We start from the raw sequence: 17,482 nt of genomic DNA on the forward strand, positions 1-17,482 counted from the left end.
CTACCCATGTCGCCTATTTCTGAGGTAGCTTGGAAACAGCTTGAGGGAAACCTGAGAGAAAACAACAAAGCAAGCGCCTCAGTTATTGCTGAAACACTTGCCCTGCAAAAGGTTGACATAGTGGCGGGAAGTGGATTTGAACCACTGACCTTCGGGTTATGAGCCCGACGAGCTACCAGACTGCTCTATCCCGCGTCGCCTTTACAACTATAACAATAACACAAATAAGTTGCAAGTGGCATTTCAAAAAAAATTTGGAGATTCTCGAAAAGCTAGCTACAGCAAGGATAATTCGCCGACCACCTCCAGACGTTTGTACTTGCCCAAGCTAATGAAGGTTTCAGACATAGATTCTGCGACGCTGGGAGTAATCCAGCCTATTTGTCTGAGCAGGTGAATCGCAACGGCGTGTTTGGCACGCTTGGTACCGTCGATCGCTTTTATTGCCAGCCCCATGCCTTCGCCTACCCTGCCAATACACTGAACTCCTTCAGCCCCACCCTTACTCACCAATTCTCCTTGGGTCTGGCGCATCAATTCAGTATCGAATTCCCCTTCCCCAGCTACCATATTTGGGTGATGTGTCATGGCGCGGACAATCCGCTCCATATCTAAATTTGTACCGGAGGAGAGCTGGGCATACAAAGTCCCCATTTGTCCCAGTTGCATGAAATAGGTAGGAGCGCCACAATCATCATGAGCGCTGATAAACTCTTCTCCTGGCATTCGCAGGAGTTCGGCCACTTTGCTCAAGATTAGCTGCTGAACCGGGTGGTTGCGCTGTAAATAAGTATTGAGAGGCCAATTACGTTGCTGGCAAACGGCTAGCATTCCCGCGTGTTTGCCGGAGCAATTATATTCCAGCGGACTTTGCTTATCTTCCGGGATCGGACATTGAAGTGCCGACGGGTCGATATCGCAACGCCAGAGAACGTTAAAAACCTGACGTACCTGCTCGATTTTGCCTTTGTGGGAACTACAGATAATCGCCAAGTCTCTATCTGTCAAACCGAAGCGTTCCAGAGTGCCGGTAGTGGTGACGGCTAGCGCTTGGAAAGGTTTGAGCGCGGAACGAGCAAAAGTTGCGGTTTCGGCGTTACCTGCTACAGATAATATGCGTCCGCGATCGTCACAAACAACCGCTTGGACGCGATGGATTGATTCAGGAATGCCTTCTCGCAGTAGCGTTACTTCTAATTCTGCGGATTGAGTTCTTTTTCCCCTTGTCATGGGTAAGAATGTATCACTGAAGGGGTACGGATTGATGGAATTTTAGATTTTAGATCGGAAGATTTATTCTCTGTCTAAAATCATTACACGGCTCTTGCGCTCACAGAATAATCCAAATGAGGCTGCCGATGCTAAAAGATAGAACTAGGATTGCAAAGGTACGCTGGAGGCGTTGAAGAATCGGTTGAACTTCGTAAGTTGCAATCAGTTGGTCGCGGGTAAACACTTCTGGAGGTTTAGTCCAGCATTGCCCATCGTACCAACCAGACTCTTCATATATCACATTGACACAAGCCAAGCGATCGCGCACGTACATCCAGCCCAAGTATAGCTGTAGCAGAACTAAAGCCATAAAAAAACTGGATAGCCCCGCACCGCATAAGATAAACTGGCCTAGAGCCTTCTGAGGGGCAAAACTGGCAGATGCCACCGGCCCGGTGAGCAACCAACTCCAACCCCACACCCAAGCCATTTTCCTGACATAGTTGACCCAATCTAGAGTTGCCCAACTATAGAACCAAGACTCTTTCAGTTCCTGGTACTCGTTGATGGGTAGCTGTTCGGATGGAACTGGGCAGATAGAAACAGAAGACTCCATCATTCACCTCAACTGGGTTCGATTTGCAGCAGTTCTATTCGTTCTGCGTGCCCCCAAAACGCTTCCAGATTATAGAACTCGCGTTCTCTAGGCATCAAGATGTGGGCGATCGCATCACCGTAGTCTAGAACTACCCAAGTTCCCTCTGCTAGTCCCTCTATGCGGCGGGGACGACGTTGCAGTTCTTGTTCTACCTTCTCTTGTATGCCTTGAGAAATAGCGCGTACCTGTACCCTGGAAAAACCGGTGACAATTATAAAATAATCGGCCAGATAGGAAACCTCTGACACTCGGAGTACTACAATATCACCTCCTTTGCGGTCTGAGGCTGCTTCAGCTATGTTCAAAGCCAGTGCGCTGTTGGTATCTTGCCTGCTTCCCATTGAGTTGGCCGCACTGCCGTCTGTGAAAACTGTTGGGTATGCGGATTCTATGCTTTTGATATGATCGGACATTAAATGGCTCGATCCTTATCGAGTTATAAAGGTATAGATTTACGCTGGGTTCACCAATTTTTGAATTCAACGTTGTCTTTATTTTAAATAAGTTCGCTAAATTTTGGGCAATCTGCCGATCGTCTCTATGTCGGCATCAGGTTTTTATTATTTTCCGCTTGCCGCTGCTTTTGGTTTGCCATTTGCATAGCCCAATTGCGGGTCAGTATAGTTCTGGGGTGAATTAATCGATGGGTTTCTATCAAATATTTCAACGAATAATCGCAAGTTCGCCAAACAGCTTTGTATAGATTTTGGCGACTTTCTTGCCGCAGAGCTTCTAGCTCCGGGGTATTGCCTCGTTCTGGCTCTAGACTGTCAGCTAAAAATACAGTACAGCTCAACAAGCTCATGCCGGGTCTGCCCAAAGTATGATTCCCGATGGCCTGCAATATTTCTTCATCATCTACGCCAAACACGTCTCTAGCGACGATCGCACTCACTTCTGCGTGCAGCAAATGGGGATTTTCCTCTTCTACAGGATCGAGTTCCCATCCTTCTTGCCGTGCGATGGAAAGCAGAAGTTGAGGTTTAAAATATTTTGCCAAATCGTGCATCAAACCAGATCGAGCTGCTTTTTCGCAATTCAAATTGTGCAGCGCCGCCAGTTCGATCGACATTTGTTCGACTCGAATAATATGCTGGAGCCGAGAATCGGGAACGTTATCTGCTAACCAGGCTAATAGCCGATCGCGCATTACTCTATTCAACCTTATAGCACAACAACTCGATCGTCAAAGGCACTATTTACACGCCATAAGCGATCGATGTGCTTATTTTATCGTTTTTAAGATTGGAAAAGGTGACGCACCCTGTCAAAGCACCGTCAAACATTTCCTAGCTTGGCAACGGTTTTGGCTTTGAGGCTAGCTGAGTGCCAAAAGAAGCAAACAGTTCCTCATAGCTATTCAAGGCTTGCTCAAACGAATAATGCTCTACCGCGTGCTGTCTGGCTTGCCGTCCTAGCATTTCTGCTTTTTCGGGATTGTTGTATAGTTCTTCAATCGCAAACGCTAAAGCTCTGGGGTCTTCTGGAGTCACCACCAAACCGCCGCCGCTTTGTCGCACTGCTTTAGCCGCAGTACCGGTCGCGGGTACGGAGGCGACAAGCGGACGACCTGAAGCCAGAATAACAGGAATTTTTGAGGGTAAGTTGAACGCTATTACATTTGGCTTTTGAGTCACCAAGCTTACATCTGCCGCAGCTAGCATTTCCGGTAACTTTTCGCGGGGTTGGAATGGCAGCAGTTTGACGTTATCGGCTTGGTCAATTTCGCAATAATACTGCACCCGCTCCAAAGCTTGCCCATCACCTACAATTACAAACACAATTTCCGGGATATGGGTCAGCAGGGCTGCTGCTTTAATAACTGTTCTTATATCTTGGGTGAGGGCAATGTTACCGGAGTAGAGTACGACAAACTTACCATTGAGTTGATGTTCAGCCCGGAAAGCGTTATTTTCCTTCGGTAAGGGGCGGATAAAATTCACATCTACCCAGTTGGGGATCAGCTCGATTTTACTGGGCGGAACGCCTTTTGCCAGTAAGTTCTCCACAAATCCATCGGCAATGACGCTAATTTTGGTGGCTGTCCGATTGGCAAATTTTTCCAGGGCTTCAAAAGCGCGAATTACAAGTTTATTATTGAGCAACCCAACGGAAACAGCGGCTTCGTGTTGAATATCCTGAACGTTCAACACTACCGGACAGCCGCGCAGCCATCCTACTAGAGCAGCTGGCAAGCAGACGGGCAGAGGCGGTACAGTTGCCAGGATAACGTCCGGTCGTTCGCCTTTGAGGGCGAGTGCGAAGCTAGTCAAAACAAAGCTGCCATCCAACAGCACTCGATCGAGCAAACTCGGTTTCGGGCGAATCATCACGTAACTGCGTTCGATTAAAACGCCGTTTCTTTGTTCCGCTTTGTATAGTTTCCGTCGGTATCCGGGGTAGATGCGGCGTTCTGGATAGTTAGGCATGGCTGTGACAACGCGGACTTCGTGACCGCGCTTGACCAAACCTTCTGCCAGTTCCGTCATCAGGGGAGCGATGCCGATCGGCTCTGGATGATAGTTGTAGGAGTAAATTAAGATCTGCATACCCCAAGTTTATGCAATTTGGTAAAAGAGTGGCGAGTAATTTTATATCTAAAGGTAGATGTTTTTTGGAGGCTGCTGTTTTTATACGTGTAGGCAGAGCTTTTGGCTAACGCCTCCTATTTCCGGCCTATCTGCACTCGCAACCCCCCATAGCACCCTAAACAAGGCTGTTGACGCTCTCATTAGCTCGCCAAACTAAGTATTCCCCAGCGGACGCTTTGAGTTATCAAAGCAGAACAGCTAATTTGGCCAAGTTTGACTGATATTGCTAAGGCAAAAGGTTTTCCTTTTCTTGAATGACATTTAAACACCGATCGCGAGAATCGTCAATTTAATTTATTAGTATTTTGGCTTTATTTTTGTTACCAATATTTACGATCGCAAAGTTTACAAGTACTGAAATATACGTAGTCAGCGAACTCGCTAGTTTCAGTAATTTTACTGAACAACGATTAGATGGGCATCCGGCTGATTATTTCCAAGTACGTATATAAGACGCGATCGCGCTTTCCTTTAACTTCCCTCATTCATCCAATTCTCTACCGTAATTCCCGGTACTCTCAACATATCAGAATCATTTGAAACTCGAATTAATCCCCGCGTTATTGCCGTTGCTGCTATTAATATATCTGGATCTTGTATTGGTCTACCTCTGCGCGTTAAATCCGCATAAATTATTGATGCTCTTTCCATAATTGCTATATCATCTAAAAATAAAATTGTTATATCCTGACAAAATTCATTAAAAGTAGCCAGCTTTCGAGTCGCACTGACAGCCAACAGACCTCTTTTTACTTCATAGTATGTAATGCAGCTAATAAATAAGTCTTCCCCCTGTAACTTCAATTCCTCAACTTTCATAGGAATTATTTTATCTCTATTAACAATCCCTGAAACTATATTAGTATCAAACAGATAAACCAACTTTACTATCTCCCTTCCACAGCAGTATTAAATGTTTCCACGTTTTCTGGAGTTAAACCATCTAATAGATGCGTCATCAACTCAACTGACATAACTCCTTTTACTCTTTTTGTCAAATTTTCATCATCCAGTTCCATTAATTGTTCGGGAAAAATCTTATTTAATAACGTGGCAAATTTTTCCATCACTTCATTTTTATTTAATTCTTCCTGATATACAGGACGACTTTGCATTATGCGATCGACAATATCGGATATCCGAGATAATACTGCACTTTGGCGATCTGAAATTTGTACCATCATTTTCACCATTGTTGAACTGAGATTAACTATGAACAGTTAGCAAAGTTAAGATGAGGTGCGAGTAATAAGCGCTCGCCGTCCCTCATCGACTGCTTACTTGCACTTTATATACCTAATGGTAGCGATAATTGAATTCCAGCAGCAAGCTCTCTTTGTCGCTTTTCAGCTTGCAACCTTCTGTCTGCTTTGTAGACATTCTCAATAATAGGTATTGAGTTTAGCATTATTTTCTTGTTTTTGGCAAGATTTTGCAAGATTTCCCAAAAAAAAGGTGGGCAAGATGCCCACCCCACAACTATTACAGGCATCTTGCCTGCTAAATTTTGGCGATAAAGTATTAACCCAACAATGCTTTAGCCTTAGCTAAAACATTATCAACGCTAAAGCCAAATTTCTCCATACAAACGCCGCCTGGCGCAGAAGCACCAAAGCGATCGATACTAACTGTATCGCCTTCAGCACCAACATACTTATGCCAGCCGAAACTGCAACCAGCTTCTACAGACAAACGCTTGGTGACAGCTTTCGGTAGTACAGATTCTTTATAAGCTGCATCTTGTGCGTCAAAGATATCTGTGGAAGGCATGGAAACGACGCGCACTTTCTTACCTTCGGCGGTCAGTTTCTCAGCAGCGGTAACGCAGAGGCTAACTTCCGAACCAGTACCGATGAGGATAATATCGGGTGTACCATCAGAATCAACCAAAATGTATCCACCCTTTGTCACACCTTCAATCGAAGTACCTGCTAAGTTGGGGACATTTTGACGGGTGAACGCCAACAGGGTAGGCTCGTTTTTCTTCGCTTTTTCGATCGCAATCTTATAAGCGCCAGAAGTTTCGTTTCCATCTGCGGGACGAATTACCGTCAAGTTGGGAATTGCACGCAGGGAAGCGAGAGTTTCGATCGGTTGGTGAGTCGGGCCATCTTCGCCTTGTCCGATCGAATCGTGGGTCATTACCCAAATCGCGCCAGCATCTGACAAAGCAGATAAGCGGATCGAAGCCCGCATATAATCTGTAAAGATCAGGAAGGTTGCGCCGTAGGGAATCAATCCCGAACTGTGTAGCGCTATACCATTACAGATTGCACCCATACCATGTTCCCGTACCCCAAAGTGGACGTTACGGTTTTGGTACTGACCGCGCTGAAAATCCCCCTCTCCCTTGATTTCCGTTAAGTTAGAGTGGGTTAAGTCAGCAGAACCACCAATTAGTTCGGATAAAACTGATGCTAATTTATTCAGGCAGGTTTCCGAATGTTTGCGCGTAGGCAGTGCTTTATCGGCAGCAGTGTAAGTTGGTAATACTTTATCCCAACCATCGGGTAACGCGCCGCTGAGTAAACGTTCAAATTCGGCGGCTTCTTGAGGATATTTAGCTTTGTAATCAGCCAAAGCTTGGTTCCATTCTGATTCGTAACCAGCGCCCCGTTCTACTGCTTTGCGGGTATGTTTGAGAACATCTTCTGGAACTACAAAAGGTTCGTATTGCCAACCCAAATTATCGCGGGTCAATTTTACTTCGTCCGTACCCAAAGCTGCACCGTGTACGCCTGCGGTATTTGCTTTGTTGGGAGAACCGTAACCGATCGTAGTTGTCACCTTAATCATACTGGGCTTATCGGTGACAGCTTTGGCTGCTTCGATCGCTTTGGCAATAGCTTCTAAATCGGTGTTACCGTTGGGAACGTGGAGTACGTGCCAGCCGTAAGCTTCAAAGCGCTTGGAAACATCTTCGGTAAATGCGACATCTGTAGAACCATCAATAGAGATGTGGTTATCGTCGTACAGAGCGATCAGTTTACCTAATCCCAGGTGTCCTGCAAAAGAACAAGCTTCACCGGAGACGCCTTCCATGTTGCAGCCATCACCAAGAATTACGTAGGTGTAGTGGTCAACAATTTTGGCATCGGGTTTGTTGAATTTAGCGGCAAGATGTGCTTCTGCCATTGCTAAACCAACCCCATTGGCAATTCCTTGACCCAGTGGCCCGGTAGTAACTTCCACGCCAGGGGTAACAAAGTTTTCCGGGTGACCGGGAGTTTTAGAGCCCCACTGACGGAATTGCTTGATATCCTCGATGGTGACGCTATCGTAACCCATGAGGTAAAGCAGGGCGTACTGTAACATGGAGCCGTGTCCTGCGGAGAGGATGAAGCGATCGCGGTTAAACCATTTCGGATTTTTGGGGTTATACCGCATAAAGCGATCCCAAAGCACAAACGCCATTGGCGCTGCGCCCATTGGCAGTCCTGGGTGACCAGAGTTTGCTTTCTGTACCGCGTCTACTGCTAGAAAGCGGATGGAATTAATGCAGAGTTCCTCAAGCGATTGAGTTGCTACGGCCATAATCTGTAAATTTTTTTTACGACGGTCGAAAACTTGGTATGCGAGCTGAAATGTCGCTGCTCTGGATCGCCCCAAAACAACACACCCATCATCCCATTAGCAGGATCGATGGGCAAGTAGTTTTTGTAGGGCTAGGGCTAGGGTTAAGGTGTCAGGAGTAAGAAGAAATTTGCTCTTTTGTGTCCCGACCCCAGTTAATAGTACCCAATCCCTTGTCCTATTTACCCATTTGCAACGTATTTTTTAAACGCTAAAGTGACGTTGTGACCTCCGAACCCGAAAGAGTTGGACAAAGCCACTTCGACTTTTTGAGCCCGACTTTGGTGGGGGATGTAATCTAAGTCGCACTCTGGGTCGGGGTTTTCTAAGTTAATAGTCGGTGGAACTCGATCGTTGGCAACTGCCATGACGGTTGCAACTGCTTCTATGCCGCCGGAACCGCCCAAAAGATGTCCTGTCATCGATTTGGTCGAGCTGATCGCCACTTTGTAGGCGTGTTCTCCCAAAGCTTTTTTAATTGCTGCCGTTTCGGTAACATCGTTGGCGGGTGTGCTGGTGCCGTGGGCGTTAATGTAGCTAACCCGGTCTGGAGTAAGACGGGCGTCTTTCAAACACAGCTGCATCGCTCTAGCAGCTCCTTCTCCACCCGGTACTGGGGCGGTCATATGGTAGGCATCGCAGGTCATGCCGTAACCTACGATTTCGGCGTAAATTTTAGCCCCGCGACTGAGGGCGTGTTCCAGTTCTTCGAGTAGGAGAATACCGGCACCTTCACCCATCACAAACCCATCGCGATCGCGATCGAACGGACGAGATGCACGCCCCGGATCTTCGTTGCGCTTCGATAACGCCCGCGCTGCCGCAAATCCTGCTAACGATAGAGGTGTAACCGCTGCTTCCGTACCACCGCAAATCATGGCTTGGGCATACCCCCGTTGGACGAGGCGAAAGGCATCGCCTATGGCATTAGAACCTGCGGCACAGGCGGTTACGGAACAGGAGTTTGGCCCCTTCGCGCCGATGTGAATCGCGGTTAACCCAGCCGCCATATTGGCGATCATCATGGGAATCATGAAGGGGCTACAGCGATCTGGGCCGCGAGTTAAGTAAATCTCTTGTTGATCTTCGAGTACCTTGAGACCGCCGATACCTGTGCCGATGATCGCGCCTACCTGTTCTGCGTTCAGTTCGTTGATAACAAACTGAGCGTCTGCTAGAGCCTGCTTGCTGGCAGCTACTGCAAATTGGGCAAAGCGATCCATGCGCTTGGCATCCTTACGATCCAGATAGTCGAGGGGGTTAAATCCTTTCACCTCACCAGCTATGCGGCAATCATGCCGGGACGGATCGAACAAGGTTATCGGCCCTATGCCGTTACTTCCGCTTAACAATCCTTCCCAATACTCTGTTAAGGTATTGCCAATGGGTGTAATCGCGCCCAGACCGGTAATAACAACGCGCTTACCTTCAAAATCTGTCATTTCAGCTATCAACTTGGGCTTCCACACCCGGAACGCAGAACAAAATACACAACCGAGAGATATTTTCTCCCTAATTTTTACTCAGCACTCAGCAGTCAGTACTCAACAGTAAATTTACGCCGATGTGGCTACTTTATCGTTGATGTAGTTTACCGCGTCTTGAACAGTCCGAATTTTTTCTGCATCTTCGTCGGGAATTTCGATATCGAACTCTTCTTCTAACGCCATCACCAATTCTACGGTGTCCAGGGAGTCAGCCCCCAGATCGTTGGCGAAATCGGCTTCTGGTTTGACGTCGCTTGCTTCAACGCTCAGCTGGTCTGCCACAATTTTTTGGACTTTCTCAAAAGTTTTATCGCTCATAGTCATCCCTTTTCGCAGTTGCCAGAACTTCCTCTGTCGGAAACACGGTTCTAAGCATTTCTTAATCTTATCTGAATATGGCGATCGCTCTATCACTACATTTGGCCAGTTTTCTGACTGACACTAAGATCTGCGAAATCGGGGATCGGGCAGCCGATATGGGTGTTTCCCACTTCCCACCTCCCACAAACAGGCGATGATAGAAACAGAGTCCCCTTTTGGCTCCACGAAACCTTACCAATATACTTGACAGATGAAACTTAGATATGCTTATTTTCCCGGTTGTGTTGCTCAAGGTGCCTGCCGGGAACTATATCAATCTACCGCAGCCTTGACTCAAGCCCTGGACATCGAATTGATTGAGCTAAAAAAGGCTTCTTGCTGCGGTTCTGGCACTTTTAAAGAAGAATCTCGCTTGTTGGAAGATAGTGTTAATGCCCGCAATATTGCTTTGGCAGAAGAACTGAATCTACCCTTGCTCACTCATTGCAGTACGTGCCAGGGAGTGATCGGTCATGTGGATGAACGTCTCAAACAAGCCCAGCAAACAGACCCAGTTTATTTAGAACAGATTAATGACTTACTCAAAAAAGAAGGTTGTTCGCCTTATCGCGGTAGCTCTGAAGTCAAGCATCTCCTCTGGGCTTTAGTGGGAGATTACGGTTTAGAAGAACTGCAAAAACGAGTTTCCCGAAAATTGAGCGGTCTCCGCTGTGCGGCGTTTTACGGATGTTACCTCCTACGCGCTCAAAAGTCAATACCTTTTGACGATCCGTACCAGCCAGAATCTCTGGAAAATGTGTTTCGGGCAGTTGGGGCGACACCTATATATTACAGAGGACGAACGCAGTGTTGCGGTTGGCCGCTTTCTAGCTATGCTACAGAGCAATCTTTTCAGATGGCGGGAACGCATATTCAAGAAGCAAAAGCTGCTGGTGCAGATTGTTTGGTAACGCCTTGTCCTTTGTGTCACTTAAATTTGGATTCGCGTCAACCAGAAGTAGAAAAGGTAATTGGACAAGAGTTAGGTTTACCGGTGCTGCATTTACCGCAGTTGGTCGCTTTGGCGTTGGGGATCGAACCAGAAAAGCTCGGTTTGCAGAAGCATATTGTTTCTACCCGCCCGGTATTAGACAAATTGGGATTGTAGGCCCACGATGCTGGGTGAGCGATCGGCTGCGGTACGCTGTGCGGTAGGGCCCACAGACGTGTTTGAGCGATCGTCTTTTGCTTGATTGTGATGGCAGCAGAGACTAATGGCCGTTTCAAGGGGCTTTAGTCTCTATTTATCTAGCGCGTTGCAAAAATTGTAGGAATCAACTAAAATTACATCCCTCTTTGGGGTATAATGAGCCGATAGATTTAGGGGCTTATTGTATGCGATTTGATAAAAGAGTTGAGCAAGTAACGGAAAATTTACTTTGGGCTGTGAGATTTTTGGCGATTATTCCCGTCTTGTTCGGGTTAGTTAGCGTCATAAATTTATTTTTGCTTGGCAGTTTGGAAATTATAGAAGCTATTAAACAGTACTCGCATTTGCATGAAGATCACTCCCAAGCTATTACCAAAGTTATGACTAATATTATTGGGGGAATAGACCTTTATTTAATCGGAATAGTTTTGATGATTTTCAGCTTTGGGATATACGAGCTATTTATTTCCAAGATAGACGTTGGCAGAGCTAATAAGGAAATCCGCATTTTGGAAATTCACTCTTTAGATGAACTCAAAGAAAAAGTGTTAAAAGTCATTGTTATGGTGTTGGTAGTTAGCTTTTTTAAACAAGTTACAGCGATGCCAATACAAAACTATCAAGATATACTTTATTTAGCGATTTCGATTATACTCATTGCCGCTAGCAGTTACTTGATGCACAAGTCACATTCCAACCACAGCAAGCCATCTGGTGAATAAGGCTGGTTCTTTAGTTTTTAGTATACCCATATTTCCGAGCAGTGGAAAAAATGTTTTTCTGTAAACTATTGCATAGAAATTTTAAAAAACTCAATCCTAATGTTGTGGTGCAAACAGAAGAACATTTTTGCTCGGAAATACCCAAATCTAAAATCTAAAATTTATAAAAATATGGAGTAGCAACCCAGTCTACTTTCCTAAATTTGGAGAATAAGCAATGAAAGTAAATTTCATCTTTATGGCAATTGTAAGTGGATTTTTTACCGTATTAAATACACCTATTTTATCATCAGCACAATTAGATATTTGTCGCAATTACACAGTTCAAGATCCGCTAGAGCGTTACGTGAATTTGCGTGCAACGCCCAACGGACGGATTATCAGAAGAATCACTAACGGAACTCAAGTAACTGCTACGGGAATAGAAAGAAATGGTTGGCTTCAAGTGCGAGTAGGAAAATCCAGAAGTAGGGGTTGGATAGATGGGGATGGTCTGGTTCAAAATGAGGATTACGTAGTTTTCGATCCCAAGGATACAGGTGTGAATATTCGCCAAGAACCCAACGGAGAAATTATCGGTCGTATACCAAATGGTACAACTATAGACGAACCGATTAATTACGTTGGCAACTGGGCGGAAGTTCCCCAGTTTAATGGTTTTATAAATGAACGTTTAATCCGCGAACCTGATTGCGATTTTTAGGAATCGCAATCGATAAATTCCTTAATAGAAAATTCCTGGAACAAAGAATTGAGGTTAAGGAAACCGGGTTTCTGCATTTCAGGTAAACAAGAAACCCGGTTTCTTTAAACCGGGTTTCTGAGATTCACTTAGCTATTCACGACATTCACCTTGACAACTTTTCGTTGCAATTCTTCTGCTTTGGGTAGAGTCAGAGTCAAGATGCCATTCTTAAACTCAGCTTGGGCTTTATCGTTCTGAATGGGAACGGGTAGTTGAACTGTGCGCTGGAACTTGCCATAGCGGAATTCAGAGTGATAAAAACCCTTGTTTTCAGCTTGTTTTTCATAGGGGCGTTCGCCAGCGAGGGAAACTGCTTCGCGAGTAACGTGGATATCCAAATCTTTGCCTTCCACGCCGGGAATTTCTGCCCGCAAAGTGAGATGATTTTCTTCATCGTGTAATTCTATGGCAGGCACCCAGCCTGGGGAAGTTTCGCCGTTGTATTGTGCTAGTTCGTCAAACATTCGATCCATTTGACGACGCAGGGTTTCCATTTCTTGAAAAGGCTGCAAACGTACAATTCTCATAATTCCAGTAACCTTCGCAACTGTTTTACAGAAACTGAATCAAATGCTTACTAAATAGTCGGCTATAGATCCGCTGTTGAGGCTGTAAACCTTTGCGTTTATTAAGCTTTGCGTCTCTAAGCACAGTTCTATAGTGCCTTATAACAGAATCTCGGTAAGTGAGGTAAACCCTACTAATTGAGTGCGAGTTTCCCGATTTTATGGGTTACTTTTCACCCAAGCGGCGCTGGAGTTGTTTGAGAATTTGATACATTTCGGGAAGGCGATTGTAGATAGCAGATGTTTTGAGAAATAGTTTGTGGGGAACAGCTGGAATACCTGATACAATGGCTCCTGGTTCGACATCGTTGTGAATTCCGGCTTTGGCTGAGGCGATCGCACCATCTCCAATCTTAGCTTGATTGGCAATTCCCACTTGTCCCGCTAGCAAAACTCGATTTCCCACCTTCACTCCGCCAGCTAATCCGACTTGTGCGGCTAAGGCGCTGTTAGAACCAACCTGACAGCCGTGACCGATTTGTACGAGGTTGTCAATTTTCGTATTTTGTGCTATACGAGTTTCTCCTACGGCGGGACGATCGATCGTGCTGTTGCAGCCAACTTCGACGCCATCTTCCAGTACGGTACAGCCAGATTGTTCCATTTTGAACCAGCCATGCGGTGTGGGGACAAAGCCAAAGCCTTCCGCACCGATGACCGCACCGCTGTGGATGACGCAATTTGCGCCGATGCGGGCGCGTTCGTGAATGGTACAGTTGGCGTGTAAGATGGTGCGATCGCCGATCTGCACTTCTGGGTAAATTACTACATTGGGGTGAATGCAGACGTAGTTGCCAATTTTTACGCCTGCTTGGATAACCGCGTGGGGGCCGATGTAAACATCGTTACCAATTTCGGCTGTAGGATGAATGACAGCTGCGGGATGAATTTCGGGTGCTGGGTGAAAAGGTTTGTAGAAAAGTACGATCGTCTTAGCAAATAATAATCTTGGGTCTTTTGTAGCAATCCAGGCAATCCCCCGTTCAGTCGCTTGCTGCTGTAAGGCTTCGTCTGCTGGCAAAATCAAAGCGCTTCCAGCAGTTTTTCCCACAAAAGCCGCGAATTTTCCCCCTTCTATATAACTTATGCTGCCAGGGCTCGCCTGCTCTATTGCTGCTACTCCTGCAATCTCTGGATTGAGATCTGGGTTAGAAGTCAGGCTATTGCTGGCATTTGCGTCTAGTTTTTGGACGATTTCGCTAAATTTCATCATTTTATGTAGAGGGAGAGGGAGAGAGGGAAGAGGGAGAGGTGAGAGGGAAACGGAATTTTGACTTATAAACACCCCATTGCATTACCTGCTAAGTAGGCGGTTGTCCAAGCACTTTGGAAATTAAAGCCACCGGTTACGCCGTCGATATCCAGAATTTCTCCTGCAAAGTAAAGACCGGGACAGGATTTGCTTTCCATAGTTTTGAAGTCTACTTCTTTGAGACTGACGCCGCCACAGGTAACAAACTCTTCTTTAAAAACGCCTTTACCATTAATTTGATATTGACCTTGAGTAAGTTCTTGAATTAGTCGATCGAGCGCTTTGTTAGATAACCCCGCCCATTTATCCTCCGTACCGATATCCACACGGGTGACTAAATACTCCCAAAGGCGACGGGGGATGGGTACCGGACAGCTGCTAGAAATTTGGCGTCGCGCTAACTGAGACCTGACTGCTAAGAGCATTTGACGCATGCTTTCTGGATTGTACTGGGGAAGCCAGTTAATTTGCAAAGTTGCCCGATAGCGATTTTCGTGCAACACTCTGGCACCCCAAGCGGAGAGTTTGAGGATCGCTGGGCCACTCAAACCCCAATGGGTGACTAATAATGACCCGATTTGTTCAAATTCCGTTTTACCGTCAATTTGCAATCGCACGCGGACGTTATTTAAGCTTACCCCAGCTAAATCCCGCAATTGGGGGTCGAGTATGGTGAAGGTAAACAGGGAAGGAACTGGTGGTTCAATTTGATGCCCTAATGCTTTGGCAATTTGGTAACCTGTTGAGTTACTGCCGGTAGCAAGCAAGAGGCGATCGCACTTTAACCTTTCTCCCGATTTCAATTCAACCTCAAATTTAGATGACGAGTTTTCCTCAACAGTCTTGATTGAAACAACAACCGCGCCGGTACGAAGTTTGACTCCAGCTGCTTTGGCAGTTTCGATCAGACAATCGACAATAGTTGCGGAATCATCGGTGACAGGAAACATTCGTCCATCCGATTCAGTTTTCAGCTCGACGCCTTGTGCCGCAAACCAAGCAATTGTATCGCGGGGTTGAAACCTGGTAAAAGCACCCCGCAAAGCTTTGCCGCCTCTGGGATAATTTTGCACTAACTGGGCTGGATCGAAACAGGCATGGGTAACGTTACAACGACCCCCACCGGAAATGCGAACTTTGCTGAGGAATTCACGACCTGCTTCTAGTAAGGTCACGGAGGAGTGGAGGTAAGCTTGGGCACAGGTAATTGCCGCAAAAAAGCCTGCTGCCCCACCCCCTATTACCACAACTTGTAAAGATGTTTGGGACACGAATTAAGTTAAATCTCTTCCAATGGTTCAAAGTCGTCTTTTTCTGCCCCGCAAACGGGACAAACCCAACTATCGGATATATAGTCAAAGGGCGTACCGGCTTCGATGCCGCTATCTGGATCGCCTTCTCCGGGCTTGTAGACGTAGCCGCAGACTGTGCAGATGTACTCTTCCATTTTGCTTTTTCCTCAAGATCTTTATACAGTCTAAGCCTCCAGAAACTGAGTTCCGGAGGCTTTAGCTTTTCTTTGGCTTAGGAGTCCAAGATCGGTGCTTGTCTTGCTAAACAGCTACTTTCTGTTTCGACCAAACACCATTTTCATCTTCTTCGTATTGCTGGTGAATGGTTTCCCAAGCTGCGTGTTCTGCTTTTAAGGGATCGTTGGTTTCATCGAGGACGGTATTGTAGCGATCGATAAATGTTGTTTGTGCGTCTTGAGATAGATGCGATCGCACTTCGGGAGACAAGTCGTTGGGGCTGTTGCAACGACCCGCACAAGGTCGAGGTAGCGGCGCTTCGTTGGTATGTACTTCTTCGCCACCAGCACTTTGCATCAGCAGCTGAATTTCGCCGGATTTGTTGGCTGGGACTTCCGCCATAACCAGAAATTCTCCCGCTTCCAGACGAGTTTGGTAAACCGTTGCCTTATCTTCCGGCATTCCCAGCGCTACGAGGGCAGAAACCAATCCAGCACCGCTAGCACCTGCGATCGCGCCACCAGCAGCCCCCAGCAGCACGGCACCCAATGGCCCAGCGGCTACAACCCAGCCGACAAAAGGAATCCACAGTGCGCCAATACCTGTCAGCAATGCCAGAACGGAACCAAATAAGGAACCAAAGATGCCGCCTGTCCGCAGTCCGCCTAAAATCACATCTTTTTTAGAGATAAATCCGGCAATGCGGGTGGTGGACTTGAAATTTTTGCCCATCACTGAGATGTGGTCGCGGGAAACGCCGCGATCGAGCAGACGCCGGACGACATCGTTTATCTGTTCTTCTTGCTTAAATACTGCGGAAATCGTCCGTTCTGCTGTATATTCAGCTGTCATTAGGCTACTCCTTGAGCTTTTCTACCTTCCCTCTTGGAGAATACTCAGACGATCGCTCTGTCGAATCGCTCCTAAGATCGATCGATCGCTTGTCTCAAAGATAGATATTTATTTATATCTGTTTGTAGCTGCTACCACCTTGTCATTTGCAGATAACTCAAGATGCCGGTCACGATGGAAAGCAGCAATAATACCCAGATGACGCCGCTGGGAATAAAAGTAATAAGCTCAAATCCTCTCAGTACCCAAGTTGCTAGGGTTAAGCCGATGAATATCGCAAAAATAGACGAAAATCGCCAATTGCCAAAGTTAGGAGAGTTACTCATACAACTGCACTGATATTTGAAGTTGTCAAACCGAGCCATAATTCCTATGTTAAGACTCGCGACCTCACAGGGCTTCGATCGACCGGTTTTTCTCAAACATCTGTTTCTGGCGTGCGATCGGTCCCTGTTAAGCCTGCTGAAGTAAGCAGTAAAAACACTGACGCAAATGTATAAAAAAAACAAACCGAAGTATAATTACGTGTGTGAGATTTTGTAATTTATACTACTAATTTTTCTTCTGTCTATGGGATGGCACTTTTCTTACCGTAAGATTGCGGTAAAAATTTTCCAAAACTTTATCATAACTTTGCAGGTTTTTAACTAGCTGTGGGTAACTTGATAAATAGGAGGGATAGTTGTCTTACCGAAAATAATGGATCTAAAGCCCCGCCCCTTCAGGGCGGCTTTCTTTATAGGCGCTATACTTATACCAGAACTACTGGCGTAAGTATGTTGGTATTTGAGGCAAAACTTGAAGGAGAAAAGCAGCAGTACGAGATGCTTGATGAAGCCATTCGT

General features: G+C 46.1%; 20 protein-coding genes and 1 tRNA gene. 4 read left to right on the forward strand and 17 right to left on the reverse strand.

What is annotated here, in order from left to right; translation table 11 throughout:
- Nucleotides 1-121: 121 nt before the first annotated feature.
- From ACE1CD_RS01925 to acpP, 11 genes are all read right to left on the reverse strand, one after another.
- Nucleotides 122-195: transfer RNA gene (locus tag ACE1CD_RS01925), tRNA-Met, on the reverse strand.
- Between the two features lie 81 nt (nt 196-276).
- Nucleotides 277-1,230, reverse strand: a complete 954-nt coding sequence (locus tag ACE1CD_RS01930) for an asparaginase (RefSeq protein ID WP_374796283.1) — start codon at nt 1,228-1,230, stop codon at nt 277-279.
- Nucleotides 1,231-1,330: 100 nt separating this feature from the next.
- Nucleotides 1,331-1,831 (reverse strand): CGLD27 family protein, encoded by a 501-nt coding sequence (locus ACE1CD_RS01935; RefSeq protein WP_374796281.1) that lies wholly within the window; start codon nt 1,829-1,831, stop codon nt 1,331-1,333.
- 5 nt (nt 1,832-1,836) lie between these two features.
- A complete protein-coding gene (gene rsfS, locus ACE1CD_RS01940) occupies nt 1,837-2,211 on the reverse strand; it encodes a ribosome silencing factor (RefSeq protein WP_374796287.1) in 375 nt (124 codons plus the stop codon).
- 197 nt (nt 2,212-2,408) lie between these two features.
- Nucleotides 2,409-3,020, reverse strand: coding sequence for a bis(5'-nucleosyl)-tetraphosphatase (symmetrical) YqeK (gene yqeK, locus ACE1CD_RS01945; RefSeq protein WP_374796279.1), 612 nt, complete (start codon nt 3,018-3,020; stop codon nt 2,409-2,411).
- A 139-nt stretch (nt 3,021-3,159) separates the two neighbouring features.
- Nucleotides 3,160-4,419 carry a glycosyltransferase family 4 protein gene (locus ACE1CD_RS01950; protein WP_374796278.1) on the reverse strand — a complete coding sequence of 420 codons (1,260 nt, stop codon included), beginning with the start codon at nt 4,417-4,419 and terminating at the stop codon, nt 3,160-3,162.
- Nucleotides 4,420-4,932: 513 nt separating this feature from the next.
- On the reverse strand, nt 4,933-5,343 hold the full coding sequence (locus ACE1CD_RS01955) for a type II toxin-antitoxin system VapC family toxin (RefSeq protein WP_374821190.1): 411 nt from the start codon (nt 5,341-5,343) through the stop codon (nt 4,933-4,935).
- A gap of 5 nt (nt 5,344-5,348) precedes the next feature.
- Nucleotides 5,349-5,642 (reverse strand): hypothetical protein, encoded by a 294-nt coding sequence (locus ACE1CD_RS01960; RefSeq protein WP_374821193.1) that lies wholly within the window; start codon nt 5,640-5,642, stop codon nt 5,349-5,351.
- Nucleotides 5,643-5,982: 340 nt separating this feature from the next.
- Nucleotides 5,983-7,995 carry a transketolase gene (gene tkt, locus ACE1CD_RS01965; protein ID WP_374821196.1) on the reverse strand — a complete coding sequence of 671 codons (2,013 nt, stop codon included), beginning with the start codon at nt 7,993-7,995 and terminating at the stop codon, nt 5,983-5,985.
- Nucleotides 7,996-8,216: 221 nt separating this feature from the next.
- Nucleotides 8,217-9,476: a beta-ketoacyl-ACP synthase II gene (gene fabF, locus ACE1CD_RS01970; RefSeq protein ID WP_374821200.1), complete on the reverse strand. Its 1,260-nt coding sequence runs from the start codon at nt 9,474-9,476 to the stop codon at nt 8,217-8,219.
- Between the two features lie 114 nt (nt 9,477-9,590).
- Entirely contained in the window at nt 9,591-9,839 is a 249-nt protein-coding gene (acpP, locus tag ACE1CD_RS01975) for an acyl carrier protein (RefSeq protein WP_374796273.1), read from the reverse strand.
- Between the two features lie 253 nt (nt 9,840-10,092).
- On the opposite strand from acpP, the gene ACE1CD_RS01980 reads away from it, so the two are divergent.
- The 3 genes from ACE1CD_RS01980 (at nt 10,093) to ACE1CD_RS01990 (ending at nt 12,456) form a co-directional block, all read left to right on the forward strand.
- A complete protein-coding gene (locus tag ACE1CD_RS01980; RefSeq protein WP_374796272.1) occupies nt 10,093-10,989 on the forward strand; it encodes a CoB--CoM heterodisulfide reductase iron-sulfur subunit B family protein in 897 nt (298 codons plus the stop codon).
- A 227-nt stretch (nt 10,990-11,216) separates the two neighbouring features.
- Entirely contained in the window at nt 11,217-11,753 is a 537-nt protein-coding gene (locus tag ACE1CD_RS01985) for a YqhA family protein (RefSeq protein ID WP_374796271.1), read from the forward strand.
- 217 nt (nt 11,754-11,970) lie between these two features.
- Nucleotides 11,971-12,456: an SH3 domain-containing protein gene (locus tag ACE1CD_RS01990; RefSeq protein ID WP_374796270.1), complete on the forward strand. Its 486-nt coding sequence runs from the start codon at nt 11,971-11,973 to the stop codon at nt 12,454-12,456.
- 128 nt (nt 12,457-12,584) lie between these two features.
- On the opposite strand, the gene ACE1CD_RS01995 is transcribed toward ACE1CD_RS01990, so the two are convergent.
- The 6 genes from ACE1CD_RS01995 to ACE1CD_RS02020 all read right to left on the reverse strand — a co-directional run bounded on the left by ACE1CD_RS01995 (nt 12,585) and on the right by ACE1CD_RS02020 (nt 16,963).
- Nucleotides 12,585-13,025, reverse strand: a complete 441-nt coding sequence (locus ACE1CD_RS01995; RefSeq protein WP_374796269.1) for an Hsp20/alpha crystallin family protein — start codon at nt 13,023-13,025, stop codon at nt 12,585-12,587.
- A 205-nt stretch (nt 13,026-13,230) separates the two neighbouring features.
- A complete protein-coding gene (gene lpxD, locus ACE1CD_RS02000; RefSeq protein ID WP_374796285.1) occupies nt 13,231-14,274 on the reverse strand; it encodes a UDP-3-O-(3-hydroxymyristoyl)glucosamine N-acyltransferase in 1,044 nt (347 codons plus the stop codon).
- Nucleotides 14,275-14,339: 65 nt separating this feature from the next.
- Nucleotides 14,340-15,587: an NAD(P)/FAD-dependent oxidoreductase gene (locus ACE1CD_RS02005; RefSeq protein WP_374821203.1), complete on the reverse strand. Its 1,248-nt coding sequence runs from the start codon at nt 15,585-15,587 to the stop codon at nt 14,340-14,342.
- A gap of 8 nt (nt 15,588-15,595) precedes the next feature.
- Nucleotides 15,596-15,763 carry a rubredoxin gene (gene rd / locus ACE1CD_RS02010; protein WP_374821206.1) on the reverse strand — a complete coding sequence of 56 codons (168 nt, stop codon included), beginning with the start codon at nt 15,761-15,763 and terminating at the stop codon, nt 15,596-15,598.
- A gap of 106 nt (nt 15,764-15,869) precedes the next feature.
- Nucleotides 15,870-16,637 (reverse strand): ChaB family protein, encoded by a 768-nt coding sequence (locus ACE1CD_RS02015; RefSeq protein WP_374821209.1) that lies wholly within the window; start codon nt 16,635-16,637, stop codon nt 15,870-15,872.
- Between the two features lie 131 nt (nt 16,638-16,768).
- Nucleotides 16,769-16,963 (reverse strand): hypothetical protein, encoded by a 195-nt coding sequence (locus ACE1CD_RS02020; protein WP_374796266.1) that lies wholly within the window; start codon nt 16,961-16,963, stop codon nt 16,769-16,771.
- Nucleotides 16,964-17,290: 327 nt separating this feature from the next.
- On the opposite strand from ACE1CD_RS02020, the gene ACE1CD_RS02025 reads away from it, so the two are divergent.
- Nucleotides 17,291-17,482 (forward strand): hypothetical protein (locus ACE1CD_RS02025; RefSeq protein ID WP_374821212.1); only part of this gene is annotated, 192 nt, incomplete at its 3' end.

Source organism: Aerosakkonema sp. BLCC-F183, from assembly GCF_041929145.1.
GTDB lineage: Bacteria > Cyanobacteriota > Cyanobacteriia > Cyanobacteriales > Aerosakkonemataceae > Aerosakkonema.